Origin of the sequence: Pseudonocardia lacus (assembly GCF_018531445.1) — a bacterium.
GTDB classification, from domain to species: Bacteria; Actinomycetota; Actinomycetes; order Mycobacteriales; family Pseudonocardiaceae; genus Pseudonocardia; species Pseudonocardia lacus.
This window is the reverse complement of record NZ_JAHDTH010000080.1, coordinates 12241-33175: the sequence shown is the minus strand read 5'-3', so window position 1 is coordinate 33175 and position 20935 is coordinate 12241. Positions and strand designations below refer to the sequence as shown.

General features: G+C 75.0%; 21 protein-coding genes. 9 read left to right on the top strand and 12 right to left on the bottom strand.

The genetic code is table 11. From position 1 onward, the window contains the following. The 4 genes from KIK08_RS18380 to KIK08_RS18365 form a co-directional block, all read right to left on the bottom strand. Positions 1-793, bottom strand: a 793-nt coding sequence (locus tag KIK08_RS18380) for a hypothetical protein (RefSeq protein WP_214404407.1), incomplete at its 3' end; no start/stop codon positions are given. 29 nt (positions 794-822) lie between these two features. Further along, positions 823-1239, bottom strand: coding sequence for a hypothetical protein (locus KIK08_RS18375; RefSeq protein ID WP_214404406.1), 417 nt, complete (start codon positions 1237-1239; stop codon positions 823-825). Between the two features lie 482 nt (positions 1240-1721). Further along, positions 1722-3101, bottom strand: a complete 1380-nt coding sequence (locus tag KIK08_RS18370; protein WP_214404405.1) for a pyridoxal phosphate-dependent decarboxylase family protein — start codon at positions 3099-3101, stop codon at positions 1722-1724. Between the two features lie 45 nt (positions 3102-3146). After that, positions 3147-5303: a molybdopterin-containing oxidoreductase family protein gene (locus KIK08_RS18365; RefSeq protein ID WP_214404404.1), complete on the bottom strand. Its 2157-nt coding sequence runs from the start codon at positions 5301-5303 to the stop codon at positions 3147-3149. 226 nt (positions 5304-5529) lie between these two features. On the opposite strand from KIK08_RS18365, the gene KIK08_RS18360 reads away from it, so the two are divergent. From KIK08_RS18360 to KIK08_RS18350, 3 genes are all read left to right on the top strand, one after another. Then, a complete protein-coding gene (locus tag KIK08_RS18360; RefSeq protein WP_214404403.1) occupies positions 5530-6492 on the top strand; it encodes a helix-turn-helix domain-containing protein in 963 nt (320 codons plus the stop codon). A 429-nt stretch (positions 6493-6921) separates the two neighbouring features. Next, the gene (locus KIK08_RS18355) at positions 6922-7536 is read left to right on the top strand and encodes a superoxide dismutase (RefSeq protein ID WP_214404402.1); all 615 of its coding nucleotides are present in this window, start codon (positions 6922-6924) and stop codon (positions 7534-7536) included. Beyond that, positions 7533-8081 (top strand): flavin reductase family protein, encoded by a 549-nt coding sequence (locus KIK08_RS18350; protein WP_214404401.1) that lies wholly within the window; start codon positions 7533-7535, stop codon positions 8079-8081. The genes KIK08_RS18355 and KIK08_RS18350 overlap by 4 nt, the downstream gene beginning before the upstream one ends. On the opposite strand, the gene ppk2 is transcribed toward KIK08_RS18350, so the two are convergent. The 4 genes from ppk2 to KIK08_RS18330 form a co-directional block, all read right to left on the bottom strand. Further along, positions 8048-9040: a polyphosphate kinase 2 gene (gene ppk2 / locus KIK08_RS18345; protein ID WP_408004686.1), complete on the bottom strand. Its 993-nt coding sequence runs from the start codon at positions 9038-9040 to the stop codon at positions 8048-8050. The genes KIK08_RS18350 and ppk2 overlap by 34 nt on opposite strands. 177 nt (positions 9041-9217) lie before the next feature. Next, positions 9218-9547: a TfoX/Sxy family protein gene (locus KIK08_RS18340; protein ID WP_214404400.1), complete on the bottom strand. Its 330-nt coding sequence runs from the start codon at positions 9545-9547 to the stop codon at positions 9218-9220. 31 nt (positions 9548-9578) lie between these two features. After that, positions 9579-10781: a thiolase family protein gene (locus KIK08_RS18335; protein ID WP_214404399.1), complete on the bottom strand. Its 1203-nt coding sequence runs from the start codon at positions 10779-10781 to the stop codon at positions 9579-9581. A gap of 2 nt (positions 10782-10783) precedes the next feature. Next, positions 10784-11182 carry a Zn-ribbon domain-containing OB-fold protein gene (locus KIK08_RS18330; RefSeq protein ID WP_214404398.1) on the bottom strand — a complete coding sequence of 133 codons (399 nt, stop codon included), beginning with the start codon at positions 11180-11182 and terminating at the stop codon, positions 10784-10786. Positions 11183-11347: 165 nt separating this feature from the next. On the opposite strand from KIK08_RS18330, the gene KIK08_RS18325 reads away from it, so the two are divergent. After that, positions 11348-12091 carry an SDR family oxidoreductase gene (locus KIK08_RS18325; protein WP_214404397.1) on the top strand — a complete coding sequence of 248 codons (744 nt, stop codon included), beginning with the start codon at positions 11348-11350 and terminating at the stop codon, positions 12089-12091. Positions 12092-12179: 88 nt separating this feature from the next. Here the strand turns inward: KIK08_RS18325 and KIK08_RS18320 are convergent, their stop codons facing one another. Further along, entirely contained in the window at positions 12180-13508 is a 1329-nt protein-coding gene (locus KIK08_RS18320; protein WP_250557282.1) for a cytochrome P450, read from the bottom strand. A gap of 142 nt (positions 13509-13650) precedes the next feature. Between KIK08_RS18320 and KIK08_RS18315 the strand changes: the two genes are divergently transcribed. The 3 genes from KIK08_RS18315 (at position 13651) to KIK08_RS18305 (ending at position 17377) form a co-directional block, all read left to right on the top strand. Next, the gene (locus KIK08_RS18315) at positions 13651-14874 is read left to right on the top strand and encodes a PucR family transcriptional regulator (RefSeq protein WP_308257710.1); all 1224 of its coding nucleotides are present in this window, start codon (positions 13651-13653) and stop codon (positions 14872-14874) included. Between the two features lie 558 nt (positions 14875-15432). After that, positions 15433-16365: an ABC transporter substrate-binding protein gene (locus tag KIK08_RS18310; protein WP_214404395.1), complete on the top strand. Its 933-nt coding sequence runs from the start codon at positions 15433-15435 to the stop codon at positions 16363-16365. Between the two features lie 76 nt (positions 16366-16441). Further along, positions 16442-17377, top strand: a complete 936-nt coding sequence (locus KIK08_RS18305) for an NAD(P)-dependent oxidoreductase (protein ID WP_214404394.1) — start codon at positions 16442-16444, stop codon at positions 17375-17377. 54 nt (positions 17378-17431) lie between these two features. Here KIK08_RS18305 and KIK08_RS18300 read toward each other — a convergent pair whose 3' ends face one another. Continuing rightward, positions 17432-18019, bottom strand: a complete 588-nt coding sequence (locus tag KIK08_RS18300; RefSeq protein ID WP_214404393.1) for a hypothetical protein — start codon at positions 18017-18019, stop codon at positions 17432-17434. Between the two features lie 131 nt (positions 18020-18150). Next, positions 18151-18969 carry a sigma-70 family RNA polymerase sigma factor gene (locus KIK08_RS18295; protein WP_308257709.1) on the bottom strand — a complete coding sequence of 273 codons (819 nt, stop codon included), beginning with the start codon at positions 18967-18969 and terminating at the stop codon, positions 18151-18153. A 196-nt stretch (positions 18970-19165) separates the two neighbouring features. On the opposite strand from KIK08_RS18295, the gene KIK08_RS18290 reads away from it, so the two are divergent. Together KIK08_RS18290 and KIK08_RS18285 are read left to right on the top strand one after the other, a co-directional pair. Continuing rightward, complete coding sequence (locus KIK08_RS18290) at positions 19166-19951, top strand: GAF and ANTAR domain-containing protein (RefSeq protein WP_214404392.1); 786 nt, start codon at positions 19166-19168, stop codon at positions 19949-19951. Between the two features lie 73 nt (positions 19952-20024). Beyond that, complete coding sequence (locus KIK08_RS18285; protein ID WP_214404391.1) at positions 20025-20363, top strand: DUF3040 domain-containing protein; 339 nt, start codon at positions 20025-20027, stop codon at positions 20361-20363. Positions 20364-20379: 16 nt separating this feature from the next. Here the strand turns inward: KIK08_RS18285 and KIK08_RS18280 are convergent, their stop codons facing one another. Next, positions 20380-20835: an Lrp/AsnC family transcriptional regulator gene (locus KIK08_RS18280; RefSeq protein ID WP_214404390.1), complete on the bottom strand. Its 456-nt coding sequence runs from the start codon at positions 20833-20835 to the stop codon at positions 20380-20382. Positions 20836-20935 lie beyond the last annotated feature (100 nt).

Here is a 20935-nt window from a genome sequence, read left to right as displayed (position 1 = left end):
CGTCCAGCGCGGCGGCGGGCGCGAGCGACTCGCCCGGCACCCGCCGGGGCAGCGCGGCGAGTCCCTCGCCGTCCGCCCGCGCCCGTTCGACGCGCCCGGTGGCCCGGGCCGGGACGGACCCCTCCGCCGTCCCCGCCCGGGGCCCTCCGGACGCGTCCGGCCGCACCACGCACAGCCCGCTCCGCACGAGGTCGCCCACCTGGTGGACGACCTCGTCCACGCCCGGGCCGCCCGCACCGACCAGGTCGCGGACGCGGGCGCGCTCGCCGACGCGGCACAGCACGCGCCACTCCTGCGCGGTGACCACGCGCCAGCGCCAGGCCGGGGGTGCCGGCTCGACCACCGAGGCGGACCCGATGCCGGTGGGCTCCGGGGCCGGCGTGCGCCGCGCCAGCACCTCTTCCACCGCCGCCTCGTCCAGGCGCGGGTCGGCGGCGACGGCCGGTCGGGCGCCGGGCCGCGAGCGCGCGGGCAGGTCGCCGTCCGCGGGGTCCGCCAGCACGGCCAAGATCGAGTCCACGAGTACTGATTCGGTCAGCGCCGCCAGTTCGTGACGGTCCACGCCGTGCTCGCCCAGCAGGTCGACCAGCCGGGCCCCGGCCACGGCGGCGGCGTGCGCCGCGGTCCACTGCGCCGACGACAGCCTGCCCGCGGCGACGAGGCGCCGGCCGAGGTCGGGGACCTCGGGCGTCTCGACGTGCGCGACGCACCCGTCGACCAGGTAGACCGTGCCGGACGGCCGCGCGTCGAAGGCCAGCGCGCTGTCCTCGCCGCGGCGCAGCGCGTCGCGCACCGCGACCCACCGCACGGCCGGGCCGCCGGTCAGCGGGCCTCCTCCAACTCCCGCATGGCCTGGCGCGCGGTGGCGAAGAACATGCCGATGTTGACGGTGCGCCGGCAGACGACGGCCGCGACGATCTCGACGTTCGACGGGCTGCGCATGAACAGGTGCACCAGGCTGTTGCTGTAGATCAGGATCTCCTGGAAGTAGTGCCCGCCGTCGTCGTGCGTCCCGCGGTACTCGCGCCACATCTGCTCGATCTGGGTGATCGTGCGGCCCTCGAAGAGGTCCGCGGTGGCCGCCGCGAGCATGTCGATGAGGTCGCGCGGGTGGTCGTCGACGGTGTCCGCGTCGAGCAGCATGCCGGTCGACAGATCGACGACGCCGGAGCCCACGTACTCGGGAACATCGCGTCGGAATGCCTTCAGGGTATTGTTCACGACTTGGGTGAGGTTCATGACAAGCCTTTCTCCTGCGCGGATGCGCAATGGGGAGCGTTCGCTGGGGGGCGTCGCACCGGCAGCCCCGCGAGTGTTCCCGACCGGACCCGGAGAAGGCAAGCTCGCTGCCGGATCGCAGTGAAATCCTTGTCCTTGCAGCTCAGCGCCCATCGCGTCGAACGATCGTTCGTTGCGGCATCGATCATGCGTCACCGTCCGTACCTATTCTCATCCGCTTAGTGAGCGATTTCCGCTCACCGATCCGAGGTGCCGGACGGCGCTCCCCGGCGACCGTTCGGCCGCGCCCGGCGCGGCAGACGTTCCAGGAGGACGACGCCGCCCGGTGCAGGCGGGTCGTGGAGGCGGAGCAGCCCAGTGGCACCAGCCGCGGTCGGGTGATCACCGAATGGTCGGGACGACCCCGCTCCGACATTGTCCGGAAAGGCAGCCGCAATCACGTCGGGCGATTCGCGGAATGCACCTCCGGCGGATTCCGCGCCCTACCGGGCCGCCGCCAGGCACTCGGCGATCACGTCGGCGGCCAGCACGCCGTCGGCGGGGGTCGACCTCCAGGACGACGTGCTGACCCGCAGCGCCGGCGCGCCCCGCCAGCTGGTGGGCCCGCACCACACCCGCCCGTCGGCCTGCACCGCCGCGGCCAGCGCGGCGGCGTCGACCGGGGCCGGCGGGCGCACCAGCACCTGGTTGAGCACCACGTCGTTGAGCACCGTGAAGCCGTGCCCGGCCAGCCGCTCGGCCACGGCCCGCGCCACGGCGCAGGATCGCTGCACGAGCTCGGCGAGGCCGTCGCGGCCCAGCGTGCGCAGCACCGCCCAGACCTCGATCTGGCGGGCGCGCTGGGAGGACTGGGGGGTGTGGTGCATCGCCTCGAAGCCCTCGTCGGGCGGCAGGTAGCCGGCCACCGAGGCGAAGCTGCGCCGCAGCGCCCCCTCGCGGGCCACGAACGCGATGCCGCAGTCGTAGGTGACGTTGAGCCACTTGTGCCCGTCGGTCGCCCAGGAGTCGGCGCGCTCCAGCCCGCGGACCAGGTGGGCGCGCTGCGGGTCGGCCAGCGCCCACAACCCGAACGCGCCGTCGACGTGCAGCCAGCCGCCGTGCTCGGCCACCCAGTCGGCCAGCGGCTCGAACGGGTCGAACGCGCCCGTGTTGACCTCCCCGGCCTGGGCGCAGAGCAGCACCGGCCCGTCCACCCGCGGCAGCAGCTCGGGGCGGATGCGGCCCTGGTCGTCGGCGGGCACCACCAGCACGCGCTCGCGCCCCAGGCCGACCAGCCCCAGCGACTTGCGCAGCGTGGAGTGGGCGTGCTCGCCCACCACCACGGTGACCGGCGGCGCCCCGAACAGCCCGTCGGCCTGGGCGTCCCAGCCCGCGCCGGCCAGCAGCGCGTCACGCGCCGCGGCCAGGCAGGTCGCGTTGGCCACCGTGGCGCCGGTGACGAAGCCGACGTCGGTGCCGCCCGGGAGCCCGAGCGCCGCCACGAGCCAGCCCCGCACGACGTCGTGCAGGGCCGCGGCCACCGGCGACATCACCGGCAGCGCGGCGTTCTGGTCCCACGCGGCGGACAGGAACGCCGCGCCCAGCGCCACCGGCAGCGTCGCGCCGGTGACGAAGCCGAAGTAGCGGGCCCCCGTGCTGGCCACGGTGGCCGGGCCGCCCAGCCCGGCCAGCAGCCGCAGCGTCTCCTCGGCCGGCCGGCCCGCCGCGCCCAGCTCCTCGCCGAACGCGGCGAGCGCGGCCACCGCCTCCGGGGTGGGCGCTGCGGGCCGCTCGGCGACCCCGGCCACGTGCTCCAGCGCCAGCTGGGCGGCGGCGCGGAGCAGGTCCGCCTCGGCGGCGCGGTCGGCGGGGTCGACTCCCATGCCGCCGATCATGCCCTGCGGCCGGGCCGCGCAGGGACAACCCGGTCAGGCGAGCGCGACGTCCACCCGGGTGTCGGAGAAGGTCGGGGCGTTGCCCAGGTCGGCGAACTCGACGGGGTTCACCGCGTTCACCGTGGACAGGCCCTTGGCCTGGGCCCGCCAGCCGCCCATCGACGACAGCACGACCCCCTTGGCCACCTCGTCGGACACCACCGCCCGCACGACGAACTCGCCGCGCTCGTTGAACACCCGGATCAGGTCGCCGTCGGCGACCCGGCGCGCCTCGGCGTCCTCGGGGTGCACCAGCGCCGTCGGCTCGCCCTGCACCCGCTGCTGGGCGCCGAGGTTGGCGTAGCTGGAGTTGAGGAACGCGTGCGACTTGGGCGAGATCAGGCTCAGCGGGTAGGCGGGGGAGGCGGCCCGCGGCGGGATGTAGTGCGGCAGCGGGTCGACCTCCCCACCGGGCTGGAACTCGTTGCTGCCCTGGCGGAACAGCGGCAGCACGAAGTTGCCGCCAGCGGCCGCCGCCGAGAGGAACTCCTGCTTGCCCGACGGCGTCGGGAAGCCGCCCTCGGCGTGCGGGGCGTAGTGGTCGGCGTCGGGCAGGTTCAGCCGCGCCCACCCGGTCGCGGCCAGGGACTGCGGGGTGATCCCGGCCAGCGCGGGCGCCGACCAGTCGTAGGCGTCGGCGATCATCTGCTCGTCGGTGCGCCGGAAGAAGGCGCCGTCCTCGCCGCGGTCGAAGCCCATCGCCGCGGCCAGCCTGCGGAACAGCTCGGTGTTGCTGACCGCCTCGCCGACCGGCGGGATCGAGGGCCGGTTGAGACCGATGTAGAAGTGGCCCCAGGAGAACATGACGTCGAGCTGCTCCAGCTGCGTGGTGGCGGGCAGCACGATGTCGGCGTAGAGGGCGGTGTCGGTCAGGAACTGCTCGCTGACCACCGTGAACAGGTCCTCGCGGGCCAACCCGGCGACCAGCCGGTCCTGGTCGGGGCACACGATCACCGGGTTGGCGTTGTAGACCATCAGCGCGTGCACGCCGGGGTCGAGGCCCATCTCCCCGGTCAGCGCCCGCCCCAGGTGGTACTGGTTGACCACACGCGTGCCGGGGCGCAGCAGGTCGGGGCGGCTGAGCGCGTCCCAGTTCACCGGGAACACCCACAGCGGCAGCGCCAGCAGCCCGCCGCCGGGCCTGCGCCACGCACCGACCAGGCCGGGCAGGCAGGAGATCGCCCGCACGGTCTGCCCGCCGCCCGACGCGCGCTCGATCGCCACCCCGATCCGGATCATCGACGGCTGCGCGGCGGCGTACTCGCGGGCCAGCGTGCGGATGTCCGCGGCGGGGATGCCGGTCTGCTCCGACGCCCACTCCGGCGTCCACTCCCGGGCGCGCTCGGCCAGCTCCTCGACCCCGACGGTGTGGTTCGCGACGTAGTCGGCGTCGGTCAGGCCCTCGGCGAGGATGACGTGGATCATGGCCATGGCCAGCGCCCCGTCGGTGCCCGGGCGGATCGGGATGTGCCAGTCGGCGCGGCGGGCCGTGCGGTGGCGCACCGGGTCGATCACCACGACCTTGGCCCCGCGGCGCTGGGCCTCCAGCACGTAGGGCCACAGGTGCAGGTTGGTGGAGACCATGTTGCAGGCCCAGATGACGATGTAGCGGGAGTGCACCAGGCTCTCCGGGTCGACGCCCGCGGTGGGGCCCAGGCTCATCACGTAGGCCGTCGACGCGCCGGAGTCGCAGAACGTCCGCTCGGCGACCGTGGCCCCGAGCTTGTTGAAGAACGGGTCGCCGACGTTGAGCCCGTTGATCGTGCCCTGGGTGCCGAGGTAGCTGACCGGCATGATCGCCTCGGGGCCGTGCTCCGCGGCAACGGCCGTGAAGCGCTCGGCGACGGTGGCGATCGCCTCGTCCCAGCTGATCGGCTCGAACCGGCCACTGCCCTTCGGGCCGGTGCGCCGCAGCGGGGTGGTCACGCGGTCGGGGCTGTAGACCCGGTCGGTGTAGTTGTTGACCTTCACGCACAGCCCGCCGCGGGTGAACGGGTGCTCCGGGTCGCCGCGCACGCCGGTGGCCGTGCCGTTCTCGACGGTGACGAGCATCGAGCAGCCGTCCGGGCAGTCGTGCGGGCAGACCGCGCGACGCACGCCCGACCCGCCCAGGTCGCTGACGTCGGTGAGGGGCAGGTCGGCGAGGGTCATGGCGGCTCCATGCAGGTGGGGTGCGGCGCGTGGTGGTCCGGGGACGCCCCAGCCTGACCCGGCCGAGTGCGCGGCGCGGTAGGCAGCCAGCGCCGTGTTGTTGGTCGACAGCGACCGGAACGCCGGACCGGCCGACCGTTGACCGGCGCGCAACGCGCTGGGAACCTGCCAGTGGTGTGCTCGCACACGACCCTGCGGGATCGGCGCGCGGCGCGGAGGTGGTGGCATGGTCCTGGCGGCGGGATCGGTGCCCGGCGACGCGTGCGTGCGCGCCACGCGCCGCTTCGACGAGTGGCGTGACGCCATCCGCCACGACTTCGTCGCCCTCGACCTGGCCCCCGACCGCCGCTTCGGCGGGTTCAGCGGCGAGGTCCGCAGCGCCACGGTCGGGCACCTGCAGGTCTCCCGGGTCCGCTCGGTGACCCAGGTCTGCCGGCGCACCCCGGGCCTGGCCAACGCGGACTCCCAGGAGTTCCTGCAGGTGGGCGTGGTCACCCGGGGCATCGGCGTGCTGGAGCAGGACGGCAGGCGCACGGTGCTGACCGCAGGCGACTACGCGATCTACGAGACCGGGCGGCCGTTCACCTGGAACCTCAGCCAGCACTGGCAGCTCGACGTGTTCACCTGGCCGCGGGCCGCGGTGGGGCTGACCGCGGCCGAGTCCGCCGCGGCCACCGCCGTGCGGCTGCCCGGCCGCCACGGCCTGACCGGGATCGTCGGCGGCGTGCTGCACGGCCTGCTCGCCGCACCGCCGCGACTGAGCCCGACCGGGGCCGTGCGGGTGGCCGACGAGGTCGGTGAGCTGGTCGCGACGCTCGCGATCGAGCACGCCGAACCGTCCGCGCCGCCGGACGCCCCGCAACGGGCGCTGCTGCGCGAGGTGTGCGCCCACATCGACGAGCACCTCGCCGATCCCGGCCTGGGCCCCGACTCGATCGCCGCCGCGCACTTCGTGTCCGTCCGCCAGTTGCACCGGTTGTTCGCCGCCACCGGCGAGACCGTGGCCCGCCGCATCCGCCGGCTGCGCCTGGAGCGCTGCCGCCACGACCTCGCCGACCGCCGCGCCGCCGGCGACTCGGTCACCGACATCGCCCGCCGCTGGGGCTTCGCCGACCTGGCCGGCTTCAGCCGGGCCTTCCGCGCGGCCTACGGCTGCTCGCCGAGCGAGTACCGCGCCCGGCTGGGCTGAGGTCCGCAACGGGTCGACGCACGAAGGCGGACGACGCGCTCCCGATCGGGATCACCAGCGTTAAATGACCGGACATTTGAGGACAGCTCGCGAACGCTGGGAAGACGGCACGTCGCTGATCGTGATCGCGGTCAAGGCGGCGCCGCCCTGGTCGCGCGGTTGGGCGGCGCCGAGCTCGACCGGGCGGTCGTGGGGCCGTTCGCGCTCGCTGCCGTCGCCGGCACCCTGGCCGGCAAGCTGGTCGCCGACCGGCTGCCCGGGCCGGCACTTACCGGGCGTTCGCGGCGATGGTCGGCTCCGTCGGCGTCGCGGTCGGGGTGCAGGGGTCGCGGCGCCCGTCGCATGAGCGCGCGGGGCCGGCCGGCGCCCGGATGAGCCCGGTCACACCGGGCTGGACCTCGAGTCGGGTTGAGGTCGCAGGCTCTGCCCATGTCCGCGTACACGCTGCCCGACCTGCCCTACGACTACGGCGCACTCGCCCCGCACATCGCGCCGGAGATCATGGAGCTGCACCACTCCAAGCACCACAACACCTACGTCACGGCCCTCAACCAGACCCTCGACAAGCTCGCCGCCGCCCGCGACACCGGCGACTACGGCGCCATCGTCGGGCTGGAGAAGACCTTGGCGTTCAACCTCGGCGGGCACGTCAACCACTCGCTGTTCTGGAACAACCTCTCCCCCGACGGTGGCGACAAGCCGACCGGCGACCTCGCTGCAGCCATCGACGAGGACTTCGGCTCCTTCGACGCCTTCCGCGCCCACTTCACCGCGGCCGCCACCACCATCCAGGGCTCGGGCTGGGCGATCCTGGCCCGCGACGAGCTGGGCGGGCGCCTGCTGGTCCACCAGCTCTACGACCAGCAGGCCCAGCTGCCGGCCGGGCAGACCCCGATCGTGCTGCTCGACATGTGGGAGCACGCCTTCTACCTGCAGTACCGCAACGTCAAGCCGGACTACGTCGGCGCGTGGTGGAACGTGGTGAACTGGGCCGACGCCGCGGACCGCTTCGCGAGGGCGGCGGCGCGCACCCACGGTCGATGACGGGGGCACCGCGGGCGGTCGAGCACCCGGTCGCCCAGGCGTTCCGCGCCGCGTTCCGGGCCCACCCTGCCGGCGTCGCGATCATCACCGCCCGGGCGGCGCACGGCCCGGTGGGCGTCACCGCCTCCTCGGTCGCATCGGTCTCCGTGCGCCCGCCCGCGGTGTCGTTCTCCCTGGCCGCCGCGGCGAGCGCCACCCCGGCGGTCGTGGGCGCCGGGTCGGTGCTGGTGCACCTGCTCGACGCCGACGACGCCCCGCTCGCCCGGCGCTTCGCCGGGCCCGCCGCCGACCGCTTCGGCCCCGGCACCCCGTGGCGCAGCGCCGACGGCGGCGAACCGCACCTGCACGAGGTCGGGACCGCGCTGCGCTGCTGCCCGCACCGCGTCGTCGAGGTCGGCGACTCCCTGCTGGTCGCGGCGTTCGTGACCGCCGTGCTGGGGCCGGGCCACCGCGGCCTGCCCCTCGTCTACGCCGAGCGCGGGTACCACCCGGTCGCCACCGCGGGCGGAGCTCAGCTCGCGAGCAGCCGCTCGCTCGCCTCGTAGACCTGCGCGGGCGGCCCGACCAGCAGCGGGTCGGGCGTGCCGACCGCGTCGGCGTCCTTGGTCGGGTAGTCCAGCCCGGACAGCACCCAGCTCAGCGCGGCGATCCGGCCACGCTTCTTGTCGTTGCTGCGCACCACCACCCACGGCGCCGCGGCGGTGTCGGTGCGGGCGAACATGCGCTCCTTGGCCCGCGTGTAGTCGTCCCACCTCTGCAGGGCCCGCAGGTCGACCGGGCTGAGCTTCCACTGCCGCAGCGGGTCGATCACCCGGATGGTGAACCGGGTGCGCTGCTCGGCTCGCGACACCGAGAACCACAGCTTGACCAGGTGGGTGCCGCTGTCGACCAGCGCCGACTCCAGGCCGGGCACCTGGGTCATGAACTCCTCGTACTGCGCGTCCGAGCAGAATCCCATGACCGGTTCCACGACCGCGCGGTTGTACCAGGACCGGTCGAACAGGATGATCTCCCCCGCCGCCGGCAGCTCGCTGAAGTAGCGCTGGAAGTACCACTGCCCCTGCTCGCGCGCCGTCGGCTTGCCCAGCGCCACCACCCGCGCCCCGCGGGGGTTGAGGTGCTCCATGAACCGCTTGATCGTGCCGCCCTTGCCGGCGGCGTCGCGGCCCTCGAACAGGACCACCACCCGCTGGCCGGTGTCCTTGACCCAGGACTGCATCTTCAGCAGCTCGATCTGCAGCGCCCGCTTGCGGACCTCGTACTCCTCGCGCGCCATCCGCTCGGTGTAGGGGTAGTCCTGGCGCCAGGTGTCGACCTCCTGGCCGTCCGGGCCCAGCAGCAGCGTCTCGTCGTCGTCGAGCTCACGCACCTGCAGCCCGTCGAGGCCGGACAGCAGGTCGGCGGACTCCAGTGCGGCCCGCAGCTCGCGGCGGCTGCGCTGGGAGTGGCCGGCCGCGCGCGGCGTCCACCGGAACGACTCCACGACCTGGTCGGCAGACGTCACGTGGTCCTCCCCGCGGTCCGGCGCCCGGGCGGCGCACCCGCACCGATCCTGCGCGGTCGTGGCCCCGACCGCCAGCGCGGACCACGCCCGGCCGGCCGGGTTCAGCCGGTGTTCACCACCCCGGGTGCGGTCCTCCCCAGCGGGCGGTCACCCTCGACGACCGACGCGCCCGGCCGACTACCGGGCCGGCAGGGTGCGGACGAAGGCCAGCCCCTCGCCGACCCAGCGGTCCAAGTCGTCGTCCGGCGCGTCGAGGTCGACGTCGACGCGCAGCCAGCCGGCCATCTCCCGGCCCCGCATCACCATCCGGCTCGCCCGCGGATCGGCGAGCAGGGCCTCGGCGCGGGCCGGGTCGACGCGCAGCATGAGCCCGCGGCCGCCGGCTGCCACGGTCATGTGCCCGCCGACCAGGAACGCCAGCCCGCCGAACATCGACTTCTCCAGCACGTCGGGCTCGGCGGCCAGCGCCTCGCGCAGCCGGGCGGCAAGGTCGACGTCGTACGCCATCCGCGCAGTATGAACGCGCCCCCCGCGGCCCCTACGCGGCGGCCTTCTCCAGGATGTGCACCCCGCAGGCCGACCCCAGCCCGATGACGTGCGCCAGCCCGACCCGCGCGCCCTCGATCTGGCGCGGCCCCGCCTCGCCGCGCAGGTGCGTCGCCACCTCCCAGACGTTCGCGATGCCGGTCGCCGCGATCGGGTGGCCCTTGGACTGCAGGCCGCCGGAGACGTTCACCGGCATCCGCCCGTCGCGCCAGGGCGCCCCCGAGTTGAAGAAGTCGACCGCGCCGCCCTGCTCGCAGAGCATGAGGTTGTCGTAGTGCACCAGCTCGGCCGTGGCGAAGCAGTCGTGCAGCTCGACGAGGTCGAGGTCGTCGGGCCCCACGCCGGCCTGCTCGTAGGCCTGGGTCGCGGCGTTGCGGGTGAGCGTGTTGACGTTCGGCAGCACCTGGCAGGCCTCCTCCCAGGGGTCGGTGGTCAGCACCGACGCCCGGATCCGCACCGCGCGGCGGCGCTGGTCGGGATCCAGGGTGCGCAGCTTCGCGTCGCTGACCACCACCGCGGCGGCGGCGCCGTCGCAGTTCGCCGAGCACATCGGCCGGGTGTTCGGGTAGGCGATCATGACGTCGCCCATGATCTGCTCCAGGCTCATCCGCTTCGAGTACGCGGCCAGCGGGTTGAGCGTGGAATGCGCGTGGTTCTTCTCGCTGATGCGGGCGAACAGCTCGAAGTCGGTGCCCCCGTAGCGGTGCCCGTACTCCATCCCGACCTGGGCGAACACCCCCGCCATCGACTCCGTGCCGATGAACCCGTCGGTCGGCTGCACGGCGCCGAACCGGCCCGAGCGCTTCCACTCGCCCTCCTGCTCGGTGCGCGGGCGCGCCCCCAGCAGACCGGCCCCGGAGAGCTTCTCGACCCCGACCGCGAGGCCCGTGTCGGCCTCGCCCGCCTTGATCGCCATGCACACGGTGCGCAGCGCCGTCGCCCCGGTGGCGCAGGCGTTGGCCACGTTGTAGACCGGGATGCCGGTCTGCCCGATCTGCTTCTGCACCGCCTGCCCGATGCTGCCCGCGCCGCCGAGCAGGTTGCCCGCGGCGAGCACCTGCACCTGGCGCATGTCGACGCCGCCGTCGTCCAGCGCGGCCAACGCGGCCTGGCCGGCCAGGTCGACCAGGTCCAGGTCGGGGTGCTTGCCGAACTTCGTCATGTGGATCCCGAGGATCCAGAGGTCGTCGGACACGATCAGCCCCCCACCGGTGCGAATCCGTAGTTGACCGCGTCCACCCCGGCCGCGTCCGTGCCCGTGACGTAGGTCGTCAGCGCGACCTTCATCCCCAGGTGCACGTGCTCGGGGTCGGGGTCGACGCCGACCAGGTTGCCGCGCACGCTCGTGCCGTCGCAGTCCACCAGCGCGGCGACGAACGGCACCGGCACGCCGGGCGCGGCGAACGTGACGATCGTGAAGGCCCGGACCTCGCCCGTGCGCGGCACGGGCACGGCGGCGAAATCTCGGGTGCCGCAGGCCGCGCAGGCGACCCGGCGGTCGAAGTAGCGGGCCCCGCAGCCCACGCACTCCCGCGCCACCAGGTGCGGCTCGTCGCCGAGCACCAGGTAGTCGACGAACGGGATCTGATCGGCCATCCGACCGGGCCTCCCTCTGCAGCTCCGTTGCTGGCCCACCCATACCACCACGCGCATCGGGCGCCGGTCGAGATCGGCCGCGCGCGGTCTTGCCCACACGGCGGGCCGGGGTCCCCGGCATGCTGGAGCGCGGGAACCGCCGCGCACGACACCCCGGAGGACTGCATGCCGAACCCCGTCGCGATCGTCACCGGCGCCGGCAGCGGGCTGGGTCGGGTGATCGCGACCGCCCTGCTCGCGGACGGGTGGGCCGTCGCGCTGGCCGGGCGGCGCGCCGGGCCGCTGGCCGAGACGGCCGGTGGGCACCCCGCCACCGCGTTGCCGGTGCCCACCGACGTCGCCGACCCGGACTCGGTGGCCGCGCTCTTCCGGGCCGTCGTCGAGCGCTGGGGCCGGCTCGACCTGCTGGTCAACAACGCCGGCGGGTTCGGCCCGGCCGGCACCCCCGACGAGATCGACGTCGATGCGTGGCGGGCGACGGTCGACACCAACCTCACCGGCTCGTTCCTCTGCGCGCGCGAGGCGTTCGCGGTGATGCGCGCCCAGCGGCCCGGGGGCGGGCGCATCATCAACAACGGGTCGATCTCCGCGCACGCCCCGCGCCCGGGCAGCATCGCCTACACCGCGACCAAGCACGCGATCACCGGCCTGACCAGGTCGCTCTCGCTCGACGGGCGCCCGTTCGGCATCGCCTGCGGCCAGCTCGACATCGGCAACGCCGCCACCGACATGACCGCCGGCATCGCCACCGGCGCCCGGCAGGCCGACGGCTCGGTGCGCCCGGAGCCGACGTTCGACCCGGCGCACGTCGCCGACGCCGTGCGCTACATGGCCGGGCTCCCCCTCGACGCCAACGTCCAGTTCCTGACCGTCACCGCCACCGCGATGCCGTTCATCGGCCGCGGCTGAACCCCGTCGAGAACGAAGTTGTCGTGATCGACAGGGCCTGTTGATCACGACAACTTCGTTCTCGACGGGGCGGTGGGCGCACCGGCGCTCAGCCCGGCACCGACGAGCGCGAGGCCAGCGCGACGGGCATCGCCTGGTAGCCCCGCAGCACCCGGGTCGCCCGCCGCCGGGCCGGTCCCGCCGGGGTCAGCCCCTCGAACCGCTCGAACAGCGCCCGCAGCGCCACCTCCCCCTCCATCCGCGCCAGCGCGGCCCCCAGGCAGTAGTGCAGGCCGCTGGAGAAGCTGACGTGCTCCTTGGCGTTGGGCCGGGTCACGTCGAAGGCGTGCGGGTCGGTGAACACCGCCGGGTCGCGGTTGGCCGCCGCCAGCAGCGTCACCACCAGCTCGCCCTCGGCGATGCCGACACCGCCCACGGTGGTCGCCCGCCGCGCCCGGCGCACGGTGCGCTGCACGGGCGACTCGACCCGCAGCACCTCGTCCACCGCGTTCGGCCACAGCTCCGGACGCTCGGCGAGCAGACTGCGCTGGTCGGGGTGGGCGAACAGCAGCGCGGCGCCGTTGCCGATGAGGTTGACCGTGGTCTCGAACCCGGCGCCGAGCACCAGGCTCGCGGTGGCCACCAGCTCGTCCTCGGTCAGCCCGCTGCCGTCGTCGTCGGTCAGCGCCACGAGCGTGGACAGCAGGTCGCCGCCGGGCTCGCGGCGCAGCCGGCGCAGGTGCTCCCGCATCCACGCGTCGATCGCGGCGAGGTTGACCTCCACCTCGGCGAACCGGGCCCGGGTCAGGCCCATGTCCAGCGACGCGGCGGCGCCGTCGCCCCAGGCCAGGAACCGCTCGCGCATCGCGGCCGGGACGCCGAGCATCTCCGAGATCACGGTGACCGGCAGCAGGGCGGCGTAGCCGGCGACGAGGTCGACGCGGCCGTCGCCGTCGCGGGCGGCGCGTTCGAGGTCGTCGAGCAGCCCGTGGGCGATCAGCTCCGTGCGCTCGCGCAGCGCCGCCACGGCCCGCGCGGTGAACGCGCGGGTGACCAGGCGGCGGTAGCGGGTGTGGGTGGGCGGGTTGACCGCGAGCATCGACGGCGGGTCGAGCGGCCCTGGGTGCGGCGGGGGGCCGGCCAGCCGCAGCGCCAGCCGCAGCGGCGCGGGCACCGGCACGTCCTGGGCCAGCACCCCGAAGTCGTCGCTGCGCAGCACCGCGGTGCAGATGTCGTGGCGGACGCTGAGCCGGCTGAGCGCGCCGGGGGCGAACGGCGCGTCGGTGCGCAGCTTCTCGTACTGGGTGTAGGGGTCGGCCTGCAGAGCGGGGTCGACCAGGAGCTGGGCGTCCGGGTTGCCGGCCCGCGCGCGGCGCAGCGTCGCCACCCGCATCACCCCGTGCGTCGCCGCCCACCGGACCGTGCTGCGGATCGTCATCGCGGCCTCCCCCCCTGCCATCTGCCCCGTCACGTGCACCGCCGTCCATCGTGGCCAGCGCGGTGATCGGCGCCAAGGGCGGTTCGCACCGGTTCGACCCGCACACTGGTGCGGTCCGCACCAGCTGCCTACGGTGGCGGCCGTGTCCCGGTCCCGACCCCCGGAGCGGATCCGCGAGCTGCTGCGCCGGGGCGCCGAGCTCGCCCTCGAGGCGCCCCCGGAGTGGCTCACCGAGATCGAGGACTCGACGCTGGCCGGCCCCGGCATGCGCGCCGTCGCCGACGACCCCGTGCTCAACGCGGTCATCCGGCGGACCCTGCGGGCGAGCCTGCGGCACTGGGCGCTGTCCAACCAGCGCGATCCCGGCGACCCGGTGCCCGCCAGCATCGGTCAGGACGCCCTCGGCGTCGCCCGCGACCTGGTGCGCCGGAGCCTGGACGAGTCGGTCCTGCACGCCTACCGGCAGGGCCAGAACGCGGCATGGCGGCACTGGATGTCGGTGGCGTTCACGCTGACCTCCGACCCGGACGAGCTGCGCGAGCTGCTGGACGTGTCGTCGCGCTCGATCGCCGAGCTCGTCGACGCCACCGTCGCGGCGATCTCCGCGCAGATGCGCGCCGAGCGCGACGCGCTGGCCCGCGGCACCCCCGCCGACCGCCGCGAGGTCGTCTCGCTCGTCCTCGACGGCGCCCCGATCACCGCGGCCCGCGCGTCGGACCGCCTCGGCTACCGGCTCGACCAGCCCCACACCGCCGCCGTCATCTGGAACGACGCCGACGGCTCCGACCTGGCCGACCTGGAACGCGCCGCCGAGGCCGTGGCCGGGACCGGCCGGCCCGCGCGCCCGCTGGCCGTCGTCGCCCGCGCCGCGACCGTCTGGGCCTGGGTGCCCGGCCCACGGGCCCCGAGCCCCGAGGAGGTGGAGGCCGCCCTCGCCGACCTGCCCGGCGTCCGGGTCGCCCTCGGCCCGACCGCCCCCGGCGTCGAGGGCTTCCGCCGCAGCCACCTCGACGCCCTCACCACCCAGCGCCTGATTGCCCGGCTGCGCTCCGACCAGCGCGTCGCCGCGTTCGACGCGGTGCAGCTGGTCTCGCTGACCACCGCCGACCCGGACGCCGCCGACCGCTTCGTCGCCGACACCCTCGGCGCGCTGGCCACCGCGCCGGCCGAGCTGCGCCACACGGTCCGCACCTACGTGCACTGCGGCTGCAGCGCGGCGCGGGCGGCCGCGGAGCTCTACACCCACCGCAACACCCTGCTGCGCAGGCTCGCCCGCGCCGACGAGCTGCTGCCGCGCCCGATCCGGGCCAACGCCGTGGCCGTCGCGGTCGCGCTGGACATCGTGCACTGGCACGGCCGTCGCTGAGGCCCGCTCCGGTCACCACGAGTAGTTGATCAGTCGCCAACCGCGGTCCCTCCCGCTAGAGTGACCGCGACATCACCCACAGCTGTCGTCCCGCCGGGTTGCCCGCCGCCCGCGGATCGGCGTGAACCCGCCGATCCGGCGCCGGCCGGCATCCCCCGGTCGCATCGGGCCCTCAGCAGAGACGACCGGCACCGGGCCGGAGATCCAGGTCGAGGCCGTGCGCGCCGCGCGGCGACCGAGGGCCGCGACATCCGTCGTGGTCCTCCGCGCCGTGCGCGGCTGATCGCCGCCGTCGTCCGTCGGTGGTGTTGCGTGGATCACCGCATCTAGCCTCCGGCGATCACATCGATCACCCTCGCGCGCGCCGGCACCGCTGCCGGGCACAGAGAGGAGGTCGCACCGATGCGCTCCCCCGCCGCGACGGTGCTTCGTCCGGTCCCCAGGACCCCCCGCACGACCCGTCGCCGATTCGGACGGGGCGCCCTGGCCGCCGCGCTCGCCGTGGCGCTGGCGGGATGCAGCGGATCGGCACCGGCCGCGGACCCGATGGACCGCCCGGTGCTGTTCCCGGTCACCTTCATCAACGTCGTGCCGATCCAGAGCCTGACCTACACGCCGGAGATGATCGCCGACATCACCGGGCTGTTCGAGCGCGAGGGGCTGCGGGTCGAGTTCCAGTACGTCCAGGGCTCGGCCAGCGCGATCCAGAACGTGCTGGGCGGCACCGGGCTGGTCACCCGCATCGGCGACGCCGAGGCGATGGCCGCCATCGGCGGGCGCGGCGACACCGTGACCGCCGTGGCGCAGCCGTCGCAGCGCTCGACGCTGCGCGTGGTCTCGTTGGCCGACGACCCCGTGCGCACCCCCGCCGACCTGCGCGGGCGCGTGGTCGGCCTGGCCTCGCTCGGCGGCGCCAGCGAGGCGCTCGTGGACACGCTCGGCGCCGCGGGCGGGCTCGCCGAGAGCGACCTGCGCAAGCAGATCGTCGCGCTCGGCCCCGGCGTGCTCGACAACGTCCGCAACGGCCGCGTGGACGCCTACGTCGACACCATGGACAACGCGATCCTGCTGCGCCAGCAGGAGCCCGACGCGGTGGTCCTCGACCCGTTCGAGTCGACGGCGTCGGGCACGCAGATGTACATCGCCTCGCAGCGCGCGCTGGCCGACCCGGCCCGGCGCGACGCCATCGTCCGCTACCTGCGCGCCATCCAGGCCGCCATGCGGACGGTCATCGACGACAGCTCGCTGGACCGGACGCTGGAGCAGCTCGGAACGCACTACGACATCCCGATCCTGGGGCAACCGGAGCTGGCCAAGGCGACGCTGCGCGACTACATCGCCAGCTGGCAGGCCAACGGCGAGCTGCTGCGCACCGTGCCCGAGCGCTGGGAGCGCATCTACGACGAGTCCGTCGGCGTCGGGCTGGTCCCGGGGGGCCTCGACCCGGCGAAGTGGTTCACCAACGACCTCCTCACCGCGGGCCCGTCCTAGCAGCACCCGGCCGACGCGTCGTCCGCCCGACGGCCCCGGGCTTGCCCCGGGGGCCGCGGCGTGGGAGGACAGCACGATGAAGATCCTCGTGCCGGACACCGTCCCCGTCGACGACGCCGCGATCAGCGGCGCCACCGTCGTCGTCTACTCCACCGCCGCGCCCGTCCCCGAGGAGCACACCGACGCCGAGGCCCTGGTGGCCTGGGGGAACCCCGCCGACCAGCTGCGCGACGCCGCCACCAGGCTGACCCGGCTGCGCTGGGTGCAGGACCTCGCCGCCGGGCCGGGGGCGACGCTGGCCGCGGGCTTCCCGGCGGATGTGGCGATCACCTCCGGTCGCTCCCTGCACGACGCCACCGTCGCCGAGCACACGCTCGCGCTCGTCCTGGCCGCCGCCCGCCACCTGCACCGCGCGGTGCGCGCCCAGATCGGGCACCGCTGGGCCGGCGAGATCGGCGGGCTGCAGCCGCTGGACAACTCCCAGGGCCTGACCACGCTGCGCGACGCGAAGGTCGTCATCTGGGGCTTCGGCAGCATCGGCAAGACCGTCGCCCCGCTGCTGACCTCGCTGGGCGCGCAGGTCGTCGGCGTGGCGCGGTCGGCGCGCACCGTCAACGGCGTCGAGGTCGTCGACGACGTCGACGCGGTGCTGCCCACCGCCGACATCCTGATCATGATCCTGCCCACGGCCCCCTCGACCGACAAGGCGCTCGACGCCCGCCGACTGGCCCTGCTGCCCCCGGCCGCGTGGCTGGTCAACGTCGGGCGCGGCAGCACGGTCGACGAGGACGCCCTGGTCGAGGCGGTGCGGGCGGGACGGCTGGCCGGGGCGGCGCTCGACGTCACCGCCGTCGAACCGCTGCCGGCGGACTCCCCGCTGTGGGACGAGCCGCAGATCATCATCACCCCGCACGCGGCGGGTGGGCGCCCGCTCGGGGCGGCGGCGCTGATCGAGCGGAACCTCGACGCGCTGGCCGCCGGGCAGCCGCTGACCAACCTCGTCGAGCGCTGACCGCCGGCCCGTGAGCGCGCGACGGCGTCCCGCGCTCACGACCGGTGGCCCGGCTCAGGCCAGCGTCGCCACCAGCACGAGGACCGCGAGGACCGTGTCGAGCACGGCGCAGAACTCGGCCATCGAGCGCGCGACGACGCGCCGGGTGCGGTGGTGGTTGACGTCCCACGCCGCGTGGGCGAGCAGCCCTCCCGCGACCAGCAGCCCGGCCCCCGGGTCCGAGGCCTGCGCCGCGACCAGCGCCACGGCGGCCAGCACCGCGAGCGCCCCGGCCTGCAGCGGCAACCCCCACCACGGCTGGGCGCGCCCGCGCAGCAGGCCGTACGCGGTGAGTGCGACGGCCACGCCCAGCATCACCCAGGTCGGGCCGAACCCGGGCAGCGCGCGCCCGAGGCCGATCAGCACGAAGGACGCCCCGAACGCCGGCCACGCCGCCCAGCCGCGGCCCAGGGCGGCGGCGCCGAGGTAGACGAACCCGGACGCGGTGACCACCGGGGCGACCTCCCCCGCGGCGACCAGGCCGATCCCGGTGGCCACGGCCAGGCCGGCACCGGCGACCGCCGGCCAGCGCCGGGCGGCCCGGGCGATGCCGTCGGTCCGGGTCGATCGCTTGGACCGCTCGGTGAGGTGCGTGCTCGTCATCTCGTTACCCCCAGGTCGTTGGTACCCCCCAGGGGTATATCAGGTCGGGGGCGGGCCCGGCCCCCGAATTCGCGGTGGTCGTCCGGAACCGTGGGCGGCCCGTCAGGATCGGTGGGGTCGTGGCGGCGCGCTCAGGTCCCGCCCGCGGCCAGCCCTTCCCCGAGCAGCGCGCCGCGCAGTTCGCGCAGCGTGCGCGAGAGCAGCCGCGAGACGTGCATCTGGGAGATGCCCATCTGGCTGGCGATCTGGGTCTGGGTCCGGTTGCCGAAGAAGCGCAGCAGCAGGATCTCGCGCTCGCGCTCGGGCAGGGCCTCCAGCAGCGGTCCCAGCGCGTGCGCGTCCTCGATGCGGGCCAGCGCCGGGTCGGGGCCGCCGAACCGGTCGCCGGCGCCGGTCTCCGGGTCCAGCAGGGCGTCCAGGCTCGCGGCGTGGCGGCTGTCCTGCGCTTCCAGCGCCTCCAGGACCTCGGCCACGCCGACCCCGATCCGCTCGGCCAGCTCGCTGGGCCGCGGCGGGCGACCCAGGCTCTGGGCCAGCGGGCCGAGCGCGTGGTTGATCGAGACGGTGAGGTCCTTGAGCCGGCGAGACACGCGCACGGCCCAGGTCCGGTCGCGGAAGTGGCGCAGGATCTCGCCGCGCACGCACGGCACCACGTAGCCCAGGACGTCGTCGGGGGACAGCTCGGGGTCCCACCGGTCGATCGCCGTGATCAGGCCAACGGTACCGACCTGGACCAGCTCCTCGCGGGCGGCGGGCACCGCGCAATGCCGTGCGGCGATGTTGCGCACGACCGGCAGCAGGGCCAGCACGACGTCGTTGCGCAGGGCCGCGCGGACGGGGTCGCCCGCGCTCAGCCCGGCCATCCGCCGCAGCAGCGGCAGAAGGTGGGCGTAGCCGGACGCGTCGCGCTGGTTCGGGCCGACCGGTGTCGGTACAACGGCAGCGGTCACGCCGCCTCCATGCTCGGCGGGGGGCGGCGAATCTGCACCCGGTGCGCGCTGTGGTGGGCGCGCCCGTCCGACTGTAGTTCGATGTTCGAGAAGGCGCGCCCCGAACAGCCGCACCCCGAACGGAGGACCGCGGGCGGCGGAAGCGCCCGGTAAGGTCTCGCGGTCGGATCGGCGGCGGGCGCTCGGGAGGACGGCGATGCAGGAACCGCGGGTGCAGACCGACGCGCCCTTCCACCCGGCCACGACCGGCGGCTTCGGCCGCGCCGTCGGCGTCCCGGGCGGCGACCGGTCCACCGGCGAGCCGGTGCGCGCGTGGTCGATCGCCGAGCGGTTGGCCCGCACGCTGCGCGTCCCCGCCGGAGGCCCGCACGAGCTGGTCACCGCGGTGACCGCGGAGGCCGTCGAGCTGGTCGAGGCGGCCCGCAGCTGCGGGGTGATCGTCACCGGGGCCGACGGCGGCGTCGAGATCCTGGCCGCCACCGACGGCGTCCCGCGCGAGCTCGACGTGGTGCAGCAGGAGCTCGGCACCGGGCCCTGCCTGACGGCCGCGCGCAAGCAGATCGTCGTGCGGGTGCACGACCTGGCCTCCGACACCCGCTGGCCGCGCTTCCGCGACGCCGCCGCCGAGCGCGGCGTGGCGAGCATGCTCTGCCTGCCGCTCTACGTCGACGACGGCGTGCTCGGCACGATGAGCCTGTACGGCACCGAGCCCGGCGCGTTCCGCGAGGGCGCCGAGCCGGTGGCCCGGCTGCTGGCCGCGCTGGCCGCCATCGCGCTGGCCGAGTCCCGGCTGGCCGAGCAGCTGCGCGTCGCCATGGCCAACCGCGACCTGATCGGGCAGGCCAAGGGCATCCTGATGCGCGAGCACCGGATCACCGCCGAGGACGCCTTCGCGCTGCTGCGCCGGCGGTCCCAGCACACCAACACCAAGCTGGTGGACGTGGCCCGCGAGGTGACCGAGACCGGCACGCTCGACGGGTGAGCCCGCGTTGTTTGACCCCGGCCGGGCCGGGCAGCCCGCAGGGGTAGCCCGCCCCGGTGCGAGAGGCCCGATGATGCCCGACCCGATCCCGTTCGACCCGGACGACCGCGCCCGCGGGCGCCGGTCCCTGTCGGCGCGCGAGCAGAGCGCGCTGCGCCGCATCGAGCAGGACCTCCTGCGCGACGACCCGACGTTCACCCGCCGGATGCGCGGCGACGACCACGTCACCGTGGCGCTGCCCCGCGAGCGGCGGACGCTCGTGATCGCGGTGGTGGTCGGGCTGGTGCTCGTGCTGGTCGTGGTGCCGTCGTCGTGGTGGGTGCTCTACCTGCTGCTGGGGCTGATGGCGCTGGCGACCTGGGTGATGGTGCGCGGGCCGGGTGCGGACGGCCCGCCCGACCGCACCTCCTGACCGGGGGTCGGGAGCGTCACCCGGCCGGGCCCGGGTTCCCGATGTCCTCGAAGATCAGCGAGGTGCGGGTGGACAGCACCCCGGGGATGGACTGCAGCTGTTCGAGCACGACCCGGCGCAGGGCGTCGTTGTCGGCCGCGCGCACCAGCAGGATCACGTCGAACTCGCCGCCGACCAGCGCCATGTGCCGGACCTCCGGGATGGCCCTGAGCCGCTCGCGCAGGTCGCGCCACACGTGCTGGCGCACGGCCATCGTGACGTAGGCCGAGGTGCCCAGCCCGGTGCGCGCCGGGTCGACGGTGGCGGTGAAGCCGGTGATGACCCCGGTGCGGACCAGCCGCTGCAGCCGGGCGTGCGCGGCGGCGCGGGAGGTGTTGACCCGCTCGGCCAGCGCGCGCACCGAGAGCCTGCCGTCGGCCTGCAGCGCGGCCACGATCCGGCGGTCGAGCTCGTCCACGCCCTGCTGCGCCATCCGTCCGCCCGCCCCTCCCCCGGTGCCGGTCGCCGTGGACGAACGGACGCCCACGGGCGCCGCCACGGCCATCCGTCCGCCTCCGCCCCCACATCATGGC

Bases quoted from the DNA above. Each gene is read 5' to 3' on its own strand.
- KIK08_RS18375 (WP_214404406.1), bottom strand. From the start codon at position 1,239: ATGAACCTCACCCAAGTCGTGAACAATACCCTGAAGGCATTCCGACGC.
- KIK08_RS18370 (WP_214404405.1), bottom strand. From the start codon at position 3,101: ATGGGAGTCGACCCCGCCGACCGCGCCGCCGAGGCGGACCTGCTCCGC.
- KIK08_RS18365 (WP_214404404.1), bottom strand. From the start codon at position 5,303: ATGACCCTCGCCGACCTGCCCCTCACCGACGTCAGCGACCTGGGCGGG.
- KIK08_RS18360 (WP_214404403.1), top strand. From the start codon at position 5,530: ATGGTCCTGGCGGCGGGATCGGTGCCCGGCGACGCGTGCGTGCGCGCC.
- KIK08_RS18355 (WP_214404402.1), top strand. From the start codon at position 6,922: ATGTCCGCGTACACGCTGCCCGACCTGCCCTACGACTACGGCGCACTC.
- KIK08_RS18350 (WP_214404401.1), top strand. From the start codon at position 7,533: ATGACGGGGGCACCGCGGGCGGTCGAGCACCCGGTCGCCCAGGCGTTC.
- KIK08_RS18340 (WP_214404400.1), bottom strand. From the start codon at position 9,547: ATGGCGTACGACGTCGACCTTGCCGCCCGGCTGCGCGAGGCGCTGGCC.
- KIK08_RS18330 (WP_214404398.1), bottom strand. From the start codon at position 11,182: ATGGCCGATCAGATCCCGTTCGTCGACTACCTGGTGCTCGGCGACGAG.
- KIK08_RS18325 (WP_214404397.1), top strand. From the start codon at position 11,348: ATGCCGAACCCCGTCGCGATCGTCACCGGCGCCGGCAGCGGGCTGGGT.
- KIK08_RS18320 (WP_250557282.1), bottom strand. From the start codon at position 13,508: ATGACGATCCGCAGCACGGTCCGGTGGGCGGCGACGCACGGGGTGATG.
- KIK08_RS18305 (WP_214404394.1), top strand. From the start codon at position 16,442: ATGAAGATCCTCGTGCCGGACACCGTCCCCGTCGACGACGCCGCGATC.
- KIK08_RS18300 (WP_214404393.1), bottom strand. From the start codon at position 18,019: ATGACGAGCACGCACCTCACCGAGCGGTCCAAGCGATCGACCCGGACC.
- KIK08_RS18290 (WP_214404392.1), top strand. From the start codon at position 19,166: ATGCAGGAACCGCGGGTGCAGACCGACGCGCCCTTCCACCCGGCCACG.
- KIK08_RS18285 (WP_214404391.1), top strand. From the start codon at position 20,025: ATGCCCGACCCGATCCCGTTCGACCCGGACGACCGCGCCCGCGGGCGC.
- KIK08_RS18280 (WP_214404390.1), bottom strand. From the start codon at position 20,835: ATGGCGCAGCAGGGCGTGGACGAGCTCGACCGCCGGATCGTGGCCGCG.